Source organism: Rosettibacter primus (assembly GCF_036860675.1).
GTDB lineage: Bacteria > Bacteroidota > Ignavibacteria > Ignavibacteriales > Melioribacteraceae > Rosettibacter > Rosettibacter primus.
The window spans coordinates 223349-237806 of sequence record NZ_JAYKGK010000005.1 but is presented as its reverse complement, the minus strand read 5'-3'; the positions used below and the strand labels follow the sequence as shown (position 1 = coordinate 237806).

Here is a 14458-nt window from a genome sequence, read left to right as displayed (position 1 = left end):
TTAAAATACAACATGTGAGTATTCATTCTCAAATTGATATCTTTCATAAAGCAAGACGAGTTTTGCAATTTGATTCTTAAGTTCTTCATTAATTTGTTCCCATGTAAATCTCCATGACCAGTTGCCATCGGGTTTTCCCGGAAAATTCATGCGTGCATGAGTATCAAGATTCAAAATATCTTGCATTGGAATTACAACAATATCAGCAACAGAAGAATAAGCCAATCTTATTAAAGCTGAACACATATCATCGCCAAAGTAGTTCATATAAAATTGTGCATGTCTGAATACATCAGAATTGAGTTCTTTTTCTTTTCTAAAAAATCCTTTTGTTGTATCATTATCATGTGAACCGGTATAGACAACACAATTCTTTTCGTGATTATGAGGAAGAAATCTTTTTTCGCCTGTTTTGCCAAATGCAAATTGTAATATTTTCATTCCGGGGAAATTAAATTTCATTCTCAATTCATTTACTTCTTTTGTAATTACGCCCAAATCTTCAGCAAGAATTGGCACATCACCAAGTTTATCAATTATTGTTTTAAATAATTTTTCACCAGGTGCTTTAACCCATTCGCCGTGTTCAGCAGTTTTTGCATTGCCGGGAATTTTATAGTAAGCTTCAAAACCTCTAAAGTGGTCTATTCTGACAATGTCAACCAGTTCAAACATTTTTGAAAATCTTTTTATCCACCAATCAAAATTTGTTTTTTCCATTTCATCCCATTTGTAAAGTGGATTTCCCCATAACTGTCCGGTTTTACTAAAATAATCAGGGGGAACACCTGCAACAAATTCTAAATTGCCTTCTTCATCAACAGTGAATAAATTTCTGTTTGACCACAAATCTGCACTATCGTATGCTATATAAATTGGGACATCACCAATAATTTTTATTTTCTTACTGTTCGCATAATTTTTTATTTCTTTCCATTGTTTGAAAAATGTAAACTGAACAAATTCATGAAACTGAATTTCTTCTTTTAATTTTTCTTTCCATTTTTTTATTGCATCTTTTTTTCTAAAAGCAATTTCTGTTTCCCATTTTGACCAGACATTTCCATTGTGATAATTTTTGAGAGCCATAAATAATGCAAAATCTTCCAGCCAGAATTTATTTTTTTCTTTGAATTTTATAAAATCTTCGGGTTCTTTTCTTTGTATAAAATTTTTATAAGCTTTTTTTAAGTGAGTAAATTTATAATTGATTATTTCACTGAAGTCAACTTGATGCGGATTTGAGGAAGGAGAATTTTCTAAATCTTTATCTTCAAGTAAATTTTCTTCTTTTAATTTGTCAGGACTAATTAACAGGGGATTTCCGGCAAATGCAGAAAAACATTGATAAGGTGAATTGCCATAACCAGTCGGACCGAGAGGCAAAATTTGCCACAAAGTTTGTTTTGCCTCTTCAAGAAAATCAACAAACCGAAAAGCATCATATCCAAAATCTCCAATTCCATATCTCGATGGCAACGAAGTAGGATGCAGCAAAATTCCAGCCGAACGATTGTATTTCATACTAACCTCTTATTTATTAATCATTATTAGCTTGGTTACCAAATATAATCATTAATAGCATTATTAAATTGCATTTGTTCGCAAAAAAAAAATAGTGTAGTTTTTCATAAAATAAAAAGGAGAATTTATGTTTATCGGCTCTAAAAAAAATAATTACTTTGTTTACTTAGTTTATATATTATTTTTAGTTCTTTTTGTTAATTCTTTCCCAAAGGAAAAGAAGTTACTTGAGAAAAGTCTTTTTAATCCTCCTGAGTGGACAAAGAATGTTGTTATATACGAAGTGAATGTAAGACAGTTTACACCTGAAGGAACATTTAAAGCATTCGAGAAACACCTGCCAAGATTAAAAAAGATGGGAATTGATGTTTTGTGGTTTATGCCAATTCATCCAATTGGAGAACAAAACAGAAAAGGTTCTTTAGGGAGTTATTATTCTATCAAAGATTATAAAGCAATTAATCCAGAATTTGGAACTGAAGAGGATTTTAAAGAACTCGTAGAAAAAATTCATCAACTTGGAATGTATGTTATGCTTGATTGGGTTGGTAATCATACATCATGGGATAATGTTTGGACAAAAACTAATCCAGATTTTTTTAGCAAGAATGAAAAGGGTGAATTTTATCCTCCTGTTGCTGATTGGAGTGATGTAATTGATCTTAATTATGATAATAAAGAATTATGGAATAAAATGATTGATGCTATGGAATACTGGGTAAAAGAATTTAATGTTGATGGTTTCAGATGTGATTATGCTGTTGGGGTTCCTATAGAATTTTGGATTGAAGCAAGAACTAAACTACAAAAAATAAAACCTCTCTTTATGCTTGCAGAAGCAAGTGAACCATATCTGCACAAAGCATTTGATGTTACTTATAACTGGCAATTAAAAGATTTAATGAATGATATAGCAATAGGAAAATTGAATGCACGGGCTTTGATTAATCATATCAAAGATGAAAAAAAGAATTACCCCGAAGAAGGATATCGGCTTAACTTTACTACGAATCATGACGAAAACTCCTGGAGTGGAACTGAATTTGAAAGATTGGGAAAAGCAGTAGATGCTTTTAATACATTCATTTTTGTTACTCGAGGGATTCCTCTTCTTTATAGCGGGCAAGAAGCCGGCTTAAACAAAAGACTCCGTTTTTTTGATAAAGATACAATTTTCTGGAATGACATGAAGTATGAAAAATTCTTTTCTGATTTGATAAAGTTAAAGAAAGAAAATAAATCACTCTGGAATGGTAAATATGGTGGAGAAATAAAATTATTGAATAATGATAATGAAGATAATGTATTGACATTTTATCGATTGAAAAAAGAAAACAAAGTAATTTCTGTTTTTAATTTTTCATCTAAGAATCAACATGCATTAATAAATTTTGGAAAATTAAAAGGAACATATAAAAATTATTTTACAGGCGAAGAAGTAGAAATTAAATCCAATCAAGAATTTGAACTGCAGCCGTGGGAATATATTGTTTTAATTAAGGTCAAATAAAAAAGGAAAAATTTATGGAAAAACCGCGCTTAAGTTTCTGGCAAATCTGGAATATGAGTTTTGGATTCCTTGGAATTCAATTTGGTTTTGCACTTCAAAATGCAAATGTAAGTAGAATATTTGAAACACTTGGTGCAAATATCGATGATATCCCAATACTCTGGATTGCTGCACCGGTTACTGGTTTAATAGTTCAACCTATTATTGGTCACATGAGTGATAATACATGGAATAGATTAGGAAGAAGGAAGCCATATTTTCTTACAGGAGCAATTCTTGCATCGATAGCATTAATGATTATGCCAAATTCACCAGCTTTGTGGGTTGCAGCTGGTATGCTTTGGATAATGGATGCATCAATTAATATCTCAATGGAACCTTTTAGAGCGTTTGTTGGCGATATGCTCCCTTCTTCACAAAGAACTCTTGGCTTTTCTATGCAAAGCTTTTTTATTGGAACGGGTGCAGTAATAGCTTCAGCATTACCATATTTGATGACAAACTTTTTAGGGATTAAAAACACAGCTCCTCCAGGAGAAATTCCGGACAGTGTAAAATTTTCATTTTACATTGGTGGAATAGTTTTTTTTCTTGCGGTTCTTTGGACAGTTTTAAAATCTAAAGAGTATTCTCCAGAAGAACTGGAAAAATTTTCTCAATCTAAATCAAGTGTTGATTCTTCAAAAGAAAAAGAAAATCCTTTAAGAGATTTAACAGAATATAAAAAGTTTTTTCTGAATGGAATTAAATGGAGCGCTGCAGGATTACTGCTTTTTATAGTTTTTAAATTTTTTATTTATATGGATTATGGGCTTGCTATATTCTTTTCTGGAATTTTTACTTTTGGATTATTGCAGTTACTGGTTAGTTTTTTTGTTAATAAGCAGAAGTCAAATGGACTTGTTGTAATTATTAATGATTTATATAATATGCCAAGAACGATGATTCAATTAGCATTTGTTCAATTTTTTTCCTGGTTTGCTTTATTTGCAATGTGGATATATACAACTCCCGCTGTAACACATCATATTTATGGTGCAACGGATACATCTTCAACTCTCTATAATGAAGGAGCTAACTGGGTTGGTGTTTTAATGTCAGTTTATAATGGATTTGCAGCAGTTATGGCTTTTTTATTAATTGCTTTAGCAAGAAAGTCAAGTCGTAAAACTGTTCATTCAATAAGCTTAATTTGTGGGGGATTGGGTTTACTATCTTTTTATTTTATTAAAGATCCCAAAATGTTATTGATTTCAGAATTGGGAATTGGATTAGCTTGGGCTTCAATTTTAGCTATGCCGTATGCAATATTAACAGGTTCACTGCCACCTAAAAAAATGGGTGTATATATGGGAATATTTAATTTCTTTATTGTAATTCCTCAAATTACTGCTGCTGCAATTTTAGGATTCTTTGTTAGAACATTGTTCAAAGGAGAAGCAATTTATGCACTTGTTCTTGGTGGAATATCAATGATTGTTGCTGCAGCATTGACTATGTTTGTTAATGATGTAGATGCAGACCATACTATACAACATAGTCAAAAAAAAATGTAATATTTTGATAATAAGGCTATCTTAAAAAGTACTTATAATGAGATTCAGATGTAAAGATAAAATGGATTTTCGCGGATATATTTTTTGAATAACTACTTTTAAGACAGCCTTCATTTCATCAAGTCTTAATTAAAAAATTGCATATATAAATGGTGCTAATGCTGAACCTTGTGTTAGAATAATTAATCCGCTTATTATTATTAGAAATATTACAATTGGCAAAAGCCACCATTTTTTTCTTTCTTTTAGAAAATCCCATAACTCTTTGACTACAGATATTTTACTCATATATGCCTCATTAAAATTGTCTTTCGGAATATTCTCTTTTGTATTCTTTAATCTTTCTGTAATTCCAATAAGTATTGCTATCTTTTTTAAATTTAAGGTCAAGAAGGTCTTTGTCTCTTAACTTGATAATTAATCCTATTGGAGTAATGATTGCATAAAAAAGGATAGTTAATATAAGATTCGTTGTTATAATTCCTAAGATTAATGCAAAGGTCATCCAGATTTTGTAAATATATTTTAGAGATTGGGGAATAGAAATAGAAATTACTAAAAGCAGCAATCCAGCAAGAATAAAGTAGAAAAAGAATTTTGAATGATTTAAAAATGAAATTATACTAATTAAGAATGAGATTACTGCAAAGGTAAATCCAAATTTTTTTAATGCGCGTTTGCTGCAATCAATATTTTTAATTTCTTCGAGTATCACAATTAATCCAGTTCAAATTGTTTTTTCCATTCAACATCTTCTGAAAGTGGTTTTTGTTCCTTTTTGTCTAACAAATAATTACTCATTATCAGATAATCTATGTTGGTCCTCATAAAACAAATATAAGCTTCTTCGGGCTTGCAGACAATTGGTTCTCCTCTTACATTGAAAGATGTATTAACAATTACACTGTAGCCGGTTAATTTTTCATATTCTTTAATTAAATCATAATAAATAGGATTGGTTTCTTTGTTAACAGTCTGTATTCGTGCGGAATAGTCAACATGTGTTACAGCAGGAATGTCTGATCTTACGACATTCAATTTATCAATTCCAAATAATTTTTTTTGTTCTTCTGTCATCATTTTTCTTCTTTCTTCTTTAACATCGGCAACGAGTAACATATAAGGACTTGGCCTGTCGAGATTAAAATATTCAGAAACTTTTTCTTCCAGAACTGAAGGTGCAAAGGGTCTAAAACTTTCTCTAAATTTTATTTTTAGATTAATTTTTTTCTGCATATCAGGAAATCTTGCATCTCCTAAAATTGAACGTGCCCCCAGTGCTCGTGGTCCAAACTCCATTCTTCCCTGAAACCATCCAACAACATTTCCCTGTGCAATTAATTCAGCTCCAATTTTTGCAATTTCTTCTTGATTAATTTTTTTGTATGGAATTTTATTTTTATTTAAGAATTCTTCTATATAACCATTTTCATAAGAAGGTCCTAAGAATGAACCTTTTTGTTTATCATTTTTATCGACAATTCTTTTATTATCTAAATATTGATACCACGTAAACAAGGCAGCTCCTAATGAACCCCCAGCATCTCCAGCTGCTGGTTGTATCCAGATATCTTCGAATAAATTTTCTTTTAATATCTTTCCATTGGCTACGCAATTTAGTGCAACACCACCTGCAAGACATAGGTATTTCATATTAGTTTCTTTTTTAATATGCCTTACCATTTTTAATATTACTTCTTCTGTAACAACTTGAATTGATGCAGCAATATCCATTTCTCGCTGTGTTAATTTTGATTCTGGTTTTCTTGGTTTACCTCCAAATAGTTTATGAAATTTTTCGTTAGTCATAGTTAATCCAGTACAATAATCAAAATAATCCATGTTTAGTTTAAACGAGCCATCTTCTTTTACATCAATCAGATTGTCATAAATTAATTTTACATATTTGGGTTCACCATAAGGAGCCAAACCCATCACCTTGTATTCACCAGAATTTACTTTGAATCCAGTGTAATAAGTAAAAGCTGAGTAAAGAAGTCCAAGTGAATGAGGGAATTTAATATCTGCTAAAATTTGGATTTTATTTTCTTGACCGATGCCATAACTTGTAGTTGTCCATTCGCCAACACCATCGAGTGTTAGAAAAGCAGCTTCGTTAAAAGGAGATGGAAAAAATGCAGATGCCGCATGAGATTCATGATGTTCTGGAAAAATAACTTCCCCTTCAAAGTTAATTTCTTTTTTGATTAATTCTTTAATCCATAATTTTTCTTTAATCCAAAGTGGCATTGCTTTGAGGAAAGATTTTAATCCTCTTGGTGCAAATGTGAGGTATGTTTCGAGTAATCTTTCGAATTTTAGAAAAGGTTTATCATAAAATGCAACATAGGATAATTCATTAACATTAATCCCTGTTGATGAGATACAAAAATTGATTGCATTAATTGGAAATCTGTGGTCATGCTTTTTGCGTGTAAATCTTTCTTCCTGAGCAGCTGCAATAATATCCCCGTCTTTAATTATGCATGCTGCACTATCATGATAGTATGCTGATATGCCGAGTATATACATAACTTTCTAAAAATAATGATTGACTTTTATAAAGATAAGGAAAGTATAATTTTTTATGTAGGAAAATGTAATTTAGAAGAATTTGTAATGGATAGAGAATTTGATGAATCGATATAAGTTTTTGGTAAAGTTAGTTAAAAACTTGAATTATATGTGCTTATTAACTGAGGATTGAATGGAATTTTTGTCTACTAACAGGAGTGACTTGTCAAGTGAAGTTTAAATTATACTTAGTTTGCCAATCGAAGCCTTGGTGTAGATTTGCGGAGAGGGAGGGATTCGAACCCCCGGTCCGCGTTACACGGACAACGGTTTTCAAGACCGCCGCATTCAACCACTCTTATTCTATTTTCCAAGTTTTTTTATCTTGTGATGACTTTTTTGATGACAAATTTCTAATTTTTTACTGATTCATTGAGCGTTTGGGAGTTCTTAAGATGACTCTCTCTAAACGTTCGAACGGTTATTATTATGTTTATTACCTTCAGTCTAACGGTAAAAGAACTTCAATTTCTACAGGCACTAAAATTAAAGCTGAAGCATTGAAGTTCTTTTCTAATTTCAAAAAAAATCTTGAAGAGCGAAAACTTCAAAAGCTGAAATCAATTCCACTTCAACAGTTGATTAACGATTTCCTTCAATTCTCTTTAACAGTTCACAAACCTAAGACTTTCAAAGGTTATAAAATCACTCTCAAATTTTTATTTGAATTCTTTGACAATATTCCAATCAAAGACATTACTACAGCTAAACTGAACGATTATTTCGTTCAAAGAATTAATTCGAGTTCACTTTACCAAGCAAGGAAAGATTTTATTTGCATTAATTCAATGTTCAATCGTGCAGTTGCTGAAGGTTACCTTATCAAAAATCCTTGTGATAATATCAAAAGGTTTAAGATTCCACAAAAGCAACCTCTTTTCTTTACCGAATTGCAATTTGATTTATTGCTAAGTGTTATTGATTCAAAAGTAATTCGTGATATTGTAATTCTTGCAGTTCAAACAGGAATGCGACAAAGTGAAATATTAAATCTTAAGTGGAATCAGATTAATTTCAAAGACCGTTTTATTATCTTGGATAACCAAACGAATATAACTAAGTCAAAAAAAGTTCGAACAATTCCATTATCAATCAAAGCGTTACAAATTCTTACAGAACGACAACTAACAGAAAAAACTGAGTTTGTATTTACGATTAATGATAGACCTATCAATCAAGATTTTCTTTCTCATAAATTTCATAAATATGTTTTGAAAGCAAACATAAATCCAAAACTTAACTTTCATTCTTTAAGACATACATTTGCGAGCTGGTTAGTTCAAAAAGGTGTTTCAATTTATGAAGTTCAAAAATTGCTTGGACATTCAAGCGTTTCGGTTACTCAAATATATGCACACTTGCAGCCTGACAACTTAAGAGGTGCAATTGAAAAATTAAATGATGTTTCAACAAACTAAAGGTGCAGTATGAGAAAAAAAATATTATTCAAAAATGCAAAATGGATTAAAAGAAATGAATTATTTCCCGATAGCTTAATCCAAGACTTAAAAGCTGAAGGTATTCAAGTTTTATTATCTATTGCATTAACTGATAGTTTTGATTATAAGTATATTTATGGATTAGAAGGCAGCAAAAGGAAAATAAAAAGAGTTTTTGAAAAAAACTGTTACAAGATAGGATAAATAACACAAGTATAACACAAATAATCAGTGGTTAGGTTCTTTCTGGAGTATTTGAGAGCGGTTAAATTAAAACCCCAACTTGTCACGAATGAGCAAATTTTTTTTTACCTATTTCGTTTCGTTTTGCATTATTGAATCAAAAAAAAGATTTTTTTAAGTTATAAGCGAACTATCAAATAATTCACTGAAGCAAGTTTTGAAATTAAATCCACTTTGAACCGTGTTCGCACTAAGCGAACGACCGACAGTGAACGGTTTGATAGCGGTTCAAGTGGATTTTTTAATAATGGTAGTGGAATGAAAATCGAAAAATATTCTTTCATTTACGAAGAAGTAAAAAAAGTATTATTCCCAGTTCCTGATTTAGATTATGGAATCATTCAATCAAAAGTAAAGGAAAGATTCGAATCAAATCCTAATTTAGATTATAATGTTATATTTGCTAAAGAAATTCAAAAAAATTTAAGTAATGTTGATAAACTTCAATTTGCTTTTATCTATTTATTCGAAAAATATTTTCCTAAAAATAAATTCTTAGAAACATTCGATAAATATTTCGAAAAGTTCTTAAAGGCATTTGATATAAAAATCACTGAAGAGAATAAAAAATATATTTTACCTGAAAATGATTTAGCCTATACTAAAACATCTTCAGAGGGATACGAATTATTAATAATCGATTATCAATATTCACTTGCTTATAGAATGCTTTATGAAATTTTAAGTAAAATAATCACATCTTTGAAAGCAAAAATCAGCTATGATAAATTATTATTCAATGCAGAGAATCAAAATATAAATATTGAGTTTAATTATAACATTTTTCAGCAATCAGTTAGCATTGAAAGATGTGAACAAAAAATTAAGCAAGTGTTAAACATTCATTATATCGAGCATTACATAATTGCTAATAATTTGAAAAAAGCAAATGAGATTTTGAAAAAAGAAGATGAGATTAAAAAGAAGGAATTGCAAAGAAAGGAAAACGATTTTATTAGCTTAAGCAGAGAACATTCAATTGCACTTGAGAAATTAAAAAAGAAAAGAAAAGCTGAAACTCACAAAGAATTCCCAATAAATATACTGACAAATATTAAACCAGAAATTATAAATAAAATAAAATCTGTTGCTAAAGAATGCATAAAAAAGAACGGTAAAATAAATTATAGCAAAATGGGAAAGCAATTAGGTGTTAGTAACCATACAGCAAGGAATTGGTGCAAAAAATTAAATATTGAAGATAGATTGCTTAATTAACAGATTATAAACCTACTTAAACCTACCAAAATTACCTTACTAATACCAATAAAATTGGAAGTGGCTTCCAATTTGCATATAACAATATTCGTTTAGTTCTTTTTTTTCTGAAACCTTAGCAATTTTGAACAGAGCGACTGGAAGCTAAGAAAATCAATAAAGTTTCCACTACCAAAAAAGCCTTGCTTGTTGCTCTGTTCAAGCAAGGCTTTTTTATTTAGTGTAAGTAAAATTAAAAATAAAAAAGCTGAAGGTTGCGACCCTTCAGCTTGAAAGTATAAAAGTAAAAAAGTATGATTTGTAAGGCAATACGAAATTATCAAAATTACACGAAAATTAAAAGTGTAAATTCTCTAAAAAAACATTCAGATAGGTATTACTATATTCATTATCAGTCAAATGGTAAAGAAACTTCATTTTCGACTAAATGCAAAACTAAAGCTGAAGCATTAAAAATCCTTGCTAATTTCCAAAGAGAACTTGAAGAGCGAAAACTTCAAAAGCTGAAATCAATTCCACTTCAACAGTTGATTAACGATTTCCTTCAATTCTCTTTAACAGTTCACAAACCTAAGACTTTCAAAGGTTATAAAATCACTCTCAAATTTTTATTTGAATTCTTTGACAATATTCCAATCAAAGACATTACTACAGCTAAACTGAACGATTATTTCGTTCAAAGAATTAATTCGAGTTCACTTTACCAAGCAAGGAAAGATTTTATTTGCATTAATTCAATGTTCAATCGTGCAGTTGCTGAAGGTTACCTTATCAAAAATCCTTGTGATAATATCAAAAGGTTTAAGATTCCACAAAAGCAACCTCTTTTCTTTACCGAATTGCAATTTGATTTATTGCTAAGTGTTATTGATTCAAAAGTAATTCGTGATATTGTAATTCTTGCAGTTCAAACAGGAATGCGACAAAGTGAAATATTAAATCTTAAGTGGAATCAGATTAATTTCAAAGACCGTTTTATTATCTTGGATAACCAAACGAATATAACTAAGTCAAAAAAAGTTCGAACAATTCCATTATCAATCAAAGCGTTACAAATTCTTACAGAACGACAACTAACAGAAAAAACTGAGTTTGTATTTACGATTAATGATAGACCTATCAATCAAGATTTTCTTTCTCATAAATTTCATAAATATGTTTTGAAAGCAAACATAAATCCAAAACTTAACTTTCATTCTTTAAGACATACATTTGCGAGCTGGTTAGTTCAAAAAGGTGTTTCAATTTATGAAGTTCAAAAATTGCTTGGACATTCAAGCGTTTCGGTTACTCAAATATATGCACACTTGCAGCCTGACAACTTAAGAGGTGCAATTGAAAAATTAAATGATGTTTCAACAAACTAAAGAATTTATAGAGGTTAAAAAATGAAATATGATAATGAATTTTATGGTTTATATGAGAACTTGCGTTCAATTTTGATTCAAACTGATTTTTTGAAAAAACAGATTTCAAAAATTTCAAACTCTCAGCTTCGTGAAATTTTTTCAGAGCACTTAAAAACTTGCCAAGCTGATTTACTCGATTTTATTAATCCTGTTTATGATTTAATTACTTGCGATAATCCTGAAGATATAAATTATATAATTAATTCATTGAGAGAAGAAGATGGCTGATGTTCAATGTGAAAATGGTTACACAAAAATCGCAAATGAGTTACTCGAAGCAATTACTCGAGCAAATTTTTCGAGTAGAGAGCTGAAGGTAATATTAGCGGTTATCCGTTTTAGTTATGGTTTTAATAAAAAGGCATGCCAAATATCCCTTAGGTATTTAGAGAAAGCAACAAATATTCGTTATCAAAATTTAAGGAAAATCATTAAGCAATTATGTAATAAAAATGTTTTGAAAATTGAGAACGATTATATTGGTTCTAAACCACGAGAAATTTCAATAAATAAGAATTATGATGATTGGTTTGTTGAGTGTAATCAAAAAGATTACACTAAGAGTAATCAAAAAGATTACACTAAGAGTAATCAAAAGAATTACAGTAGAGTAATCAAAACGATTACCAATAAAGAAAACAATAAAGAAAATATAAATAAAGAGGAGGATTCATTTTTTATAAACCTTATACCTGAAAGCTTAATAAAAAGAAAAGGATTTATTCAAGTTTGGAAAGAATGGATTGAATATCGAAAGTCAATTAAAAAGAAATTAACTGAGTTTTCAGTTAAGAAGCAATTGAAATTTTTGGAATTACAACCTAATCCGATTGAAGTTATAAATCAGTCAATTCGCAATCAATGGCAAGGTTTATTTCCTTTAAAGTCAAATTCGAATTCTTATAGAGAAACTAAAAATGAAATCAACGATAGACCAAAAACTTTGGAGCTGAAAATATGAAGTTAAACAAATCACAATTACTTAATGAAAAGTGCAAACAGTTAATCGCAGAAATTATGTATAATCCTAAATCTACTATCGAACTTAAAAACGCAATTCCTATCGAACTTTTCCCGAAACCTTTTCAAGCGGTTTTTGATGAATTTTATCAGTCATGCAATTTTGACCATATTGCAGCTTATCATATAATTCAAAAAAATGGTTTTTCTCTTAATGATTTTTCAGATTATAATTTGCCACAAAACATTTCTTTGAGAATAAAGGAATTTTTGGACATATTTGACAGCATAAAAACTGAGAAAATTTTACGTGAAGCATTGGGAGAAGCTAAAGATTCTATTAAAGGTTTGGATTTATTGAGTGAAACTTCGGAAAAACTGAAAGCAGAGTTAAAAAAATATTCAAGATTTGAAAAACCAAAAAACTTTGCCGAAAAAGTTAAAGAATGTTTAGAAGAAATTGAAGAGGAAATCAAAGGTAGTAAATCATTAATTAAAACAGAGAGGTTTCCTTCATTTAATAATTTTACAGGTGGACTTAGCGAATGCAATCTAATTTGCATTGCTGGAGCTTTCAAAAATGGAAAGACTTCTTTTGCATTAAATCTAATGATGGACTTTATTTTTCAAGGCTTACCCTCAGCAATTTTTTCTCTTGAAATGACCGAAAAGGAAGTTACCGAGAAAATTCTTTCTATGGAGTTAAATATACCTTATGAACTTTTGAGAAATCCAAAAAAGTTAAGTGATTCTCAAAGAGCTGATTTAATGCGTGTAACAAAAAAATTTTCTGATAAAAAGCTTTTCATTTTAGATAATTTGCTTTCGTTCAATGAAATTGAAGCTACGATAAAAAAGTTGAAAGAAGCTGAAGGTTTGAAAGTTGTAATGATTGATTATATCGGACTTATGAAAAATGATTTTTCTAAATACAAATCAATCGAATCGAGAGAAAGAGAAATTAGTTTGTTAAGCAATCGACTCAAAATTATTGCTAAAGAGAATAATATTGTTCTAATTGTGTTAAGTCAGCTAAACAGAAACGGATTCCAAGAACCAAGTTCAGTTAATTTAGCCGATTCAATCGGTTTAGCCCGTGATAGCGATTTTATTTTCACTATTTTTAATCCTTATCGTGCTGGACTTGAACAAATAAATATTGGTTCGAATAAAATTTTAGTTAAAGATAATTACTTTGTAGTTAAACTTGACAGTTCAAGACATTCACAAAGTGGCAGAAGTTTTGTTTTGGAAATGAATGAATGTGGCAAAATGTTTGAACTGGATTTTAATCATTCATTTGCTAATAAAATTACAAAAAGCAAAGCAAATGTTGAAAATATTATTGACTATGAAATTAAAACTCCATTCTGATTAAAGTAACCAAACATAGTTGGAGAACCGCCGGGCTCCAATTGCCAATTGAGACCACTAAGTTTGTCTCTCCATAAATAAAAAAAATAATTGTCAAATATTTTATATATCCTCTGTAATGAAAGTGGTTTATAAGTAATTAAAATGCAATTAAAACGAATTTTTAACTTGGGTTAAACTGCTATTTTTATATTGTCTTTTTAGGGACTCAAAAATTCAGCATTTTCTTTTTTAGGGACTCAAAAAATTCTAAGGTAAAAATTTTTCTTGCATTAAGTAAAAGCATTTACTAAGTTGCAAAAAACTTAATAGCTTGGTAGTAGTGGAAAAAGTTTAACATGGAAGACCGTTCAGAGTTTTAGGGAAGCCAAGCCCCAAGTTTCTCTGAGCGGTTTTTCCATTTAATAAAACGTTCTTTGAATCAGTAAAAAACATCAAAAAAGTGATGACAAAATTGATGACAATAGTGATGACTTTTTTGAATGTTAAGTATGACTTATTAGGATAAGAAAAAAATATAAAAGTGTAAATTTAGGCTAAAAACAAAGATTTGCGGAGAGGGAGGGATTCGAACCCCCGGTCCGCGTTACACGGACAACGGTTTTCAAGACCGCCGCATTCAACCACTCTGCCACCTCTCCAATTCTTAAA

At 29.9% G+C, this 14458-nt stretch carries 13 protein-coding genes and 2 tRNA genes; 9 read left to right on the top strand and 6 right to left on the bottom strand.

Annotated elements, in window-relative coordinates; translation table 11 throughout:
• Positions 1–1524 (bottom strand): 4-alpha-glucanotransferase, encoded by a 1524-nt coding sequence (malQ, locus tag VJY32_RS08550; protein WP_353677492.1) that lies wholly within the window; start codon positions 1522–1524, stop codon positions 1–3.
• 127 nt (positions 1525–1651) lie between these two features.
• Between malQ and VJY32_RS08545 the strand changes: the two genes are divergently transcribed.
• Both VJY32_RS08545 and VJY32_RS08540 read left to right on the top strand, forming a co-directional pair.
• The gene (locus VJY32_RS08545) at positions 1652–3034 is read left to right on the top strand and encodes an alpha-amylase family glycosyl hydrolase (RefSeq protein ID WP_353677491.1); all 1383 of its coding nucleotides are present in this window, start codon (positions 1652–1654) and stop codon (positions 3032–3034) included.
• A 14-nt stretch (positions 3035–3048) separates the two neighbouring features.
• Positions 3049–4590 (top strand): MFS transporter, encoded by a 1542-nt coding sequence (locus VJY32_RS08540; protein ID WP_353677490.1) that lies wholly within the window; start codon positions 3049–3051, stop codon positions 4588–4590.
• A 129-nt stretch (positions 4591–4719) separates the two neighbouring features.
• Here VJY32_RS08540 and VJY32_RS08535 read toward each other — a convergent pair whose 3' ends face one another.
• From VJY32_RS08535 to VJY32_RS08520, 4 genes are all read right to left on the bottom strand, one after another.
• Positions 4720–4878 (bottom strand): DUF5989 family protein, encoded by a 159-nt coding sequence (locus tag VJY32_RS08535; protein ID WP_353677489.1) that lies wholly within the window; start codon positions 4876–4878, stop codon positions 4720–4722.
• A gap of 10 nt (positions 4879–4888) precedes the next feature.
• Positions 4889–5305 (bottom strand): SxtJ family membrane protein, encoded by a 417-nt coding sequence (locus VJY32_RS08530; RefSeq protein ID WP_353677488.1) that lies wholly within the window; start codon positions 5303–5305, stop codon positions 4889–4891.
• A 2-nt stretch (positions 5306–5307) separates the two neighbouring features.
• Positions 5308–7122, bottom strand: a complete 1815-nt coding sequence (locus tag VJY32_RS08525; protein ID WP_353677487.1) for a carbamoyltransferase family protein — start codon at positions 7120–7122, stop codon at positions 5308–5310.
• A 264-nt stretch (positions 7123–7386) separates the two neighbouring features.
• Positions 7387–7476 (bottom strand) — tRNA-Ser (locus tag VJY32_RS08520).
• A gap of 83 nt (positions 7477–7559) precedes the next feature.
• Here VJY32_RS08520 and VJY32_RS08515 point away from each other — a divergent pair.
• The 7 genes from VJY32_RS08515 (at position 7560) to VJY32_RS08485 (ending at position 13807) form a co-directional block, all read left to right on the top strand.
• Complete coding sequence (locus VJY32_RS08515; protein WP_353677486.1) at positions 7560–8582, top strand: tyrosine-type recombinase/integrase; 1023 nt, start codon at positions 7560–7562, stop codon at positions 8580–8582.
• A gap of 9 nt (positions 8583–8591) precedes the next feature.
• Entirely contained in the window at positions 8592–8807 is a 216-nt protein-coding gene (locus VJY32_RS08510) for a hypothetical protein (protein WP_353677485.1), read from the top strand.
• Between the two features lie 297 nt (positions 8808–9104).
• Positions 9105–10064 carry a hypothetical protein gene (locus tag VJY32_RS08505; protein WP_353677484.1) on the top strand — a complete coding sequence of 320 codons (960 nt, stop codon included), beginning with the start codon at positions 9105–9107 and terminating at the stop codon, positions 10062–10064.
• A 293-nt stretch (positions 10065–10357) separates the two neighbouring features.
• Complete coding sequence (locus VJY32_RS08500) at positions 10358–11431, top strand: tyrosine-type recombinase/integrase (protein ID WP_353677483.1); 1074 nt, start codon at positions 10358–10360, stop codon at positions 11429–11431.
• Positions 11432–11452: 21 nt separating this feature from the next.
• Positions 11453–11701: a hypothetical protein gene (locus VJY32_RS08495; protein ID WP_353677482.1), complete on the top strand. Its 249-nt coding sequence runs from the start codon at positions 11453–11455 to the stop codon at positions 11699–11701.
• Complete coding sequence (locus VJY32_RS08490; RefSeq protein WP_353677481.1) at positions 11694–12434, top strand: replication protein; 741 nt, start codon at positions 11694–11696, stop codon at positions 12432–12434. The genes VJY32_RS08495 and VJY32_RS08490 overlap by 8 nt, the downstream gene beginning before the upstream one ends.
• Entirely contained in the window at positions 12431–13807 is a 1377-nt protein-coding gene (locus tag VJY32_RS08485) for a DnaB-like helicase C-terminal domain-containing protein (RefSeq protein ID WP_353677480.1), read from the top strand. Before VJY32_RS08490 ends, VJY32_RS08485 begins: the two co-directional genes overlap by 4 nt.
• Before the next feature lie 553 nt (positions 13808–14360).
• On the opposite strand, the gene VJY32_RS08480 is transcribed toward VJY32_RS08485, so the two are convergent.
• Positions 14361–14448, bottom strand: a tRNA-Ser gene (locus VJY32_RS08480).
• Positions 14449–14458: the final 10 nt, after the last annotated feature.

Coding starts and splice junctions, on each gene's coding strand:
- malQ (WP_353677492.1), bottom strand. CDS start 1,524: ATGAAATACAATCGTTCGGCTGGAATTTTGCTGCATCCTACTTCGTTG.
- VJY32_RS08545 (WP_353677491.1), top strand. CDS start 1,652: ATGTTTATCGGCTCTAAAAAAAATAATTACTTTGTTTACTTAGTTTAT.
- VJY32_RS08540 (WP_353677490.1), top strand. CDS start 3,049: ATGGAAAAACCGCGCTTAAGTTTCTGGCAAATCTGGAATATGAGTTTT.
- VJY32_RS08535 (WP_353677489.1), bottom strand. CDS start 4,878: ATGAGTAAAATATCTGTAGTCAAAGAGTTATGGGATTTTCTAAAAGAA.
- VJY32_RS08525 (WP_353677487.1), bottom strand. CDS start 7,122: ATGTATATACTCGGCATATCAGCATACTATCATGATAGTGCAGCATGC.
- VJY32_RS08515 (WP_353677486.1), top strand. CDS start 7,560: ATGACTCTCTCTAAACGTTCGAACGGTTATTATTATGTTTATTACCTT.
- VJY32_RS08510 (WP_353677485.1), top strand. CDS start 8,592: ATGAGAAAAAAAATATTATTCAAAAATGCAAAATGGATTAAAAGAAAT.
- VJY32_RS08505 (WP_353677484.1), top strand. CDS start 9,105: ATGAAAATCGAAAAATATTCTTTCATTTACGAAGAAGTAAAAAAAGTA.
- VJY32_RS08500 (WP_353677483.1), top strand. CDS start 10,358: ATGATTTGTAAGGCAATACGAAATTATCAAAATTACACGAAAATTAAA.
- VJY32_RS08495 (WP_353677482.1), top strand. CDS start 11,453: ATGAAATATGATAATGAATTTTATGGTTTATATGAGAACTTGCGTTCA.
- VJY32_RS08490 (WP_353677481.1), top strand. CDS start 11,694: ATGGCTGATGTTCAATGTGAAAATGGTTACACAAAAATCGCAAATGAG.
- VJY32_RS08485 (WP_353677480.1), top strand. CDS start 12,431: ATGAAGTTAAACAAATCACAATTACTTAATGAAAAGTGCAAACAGTTA.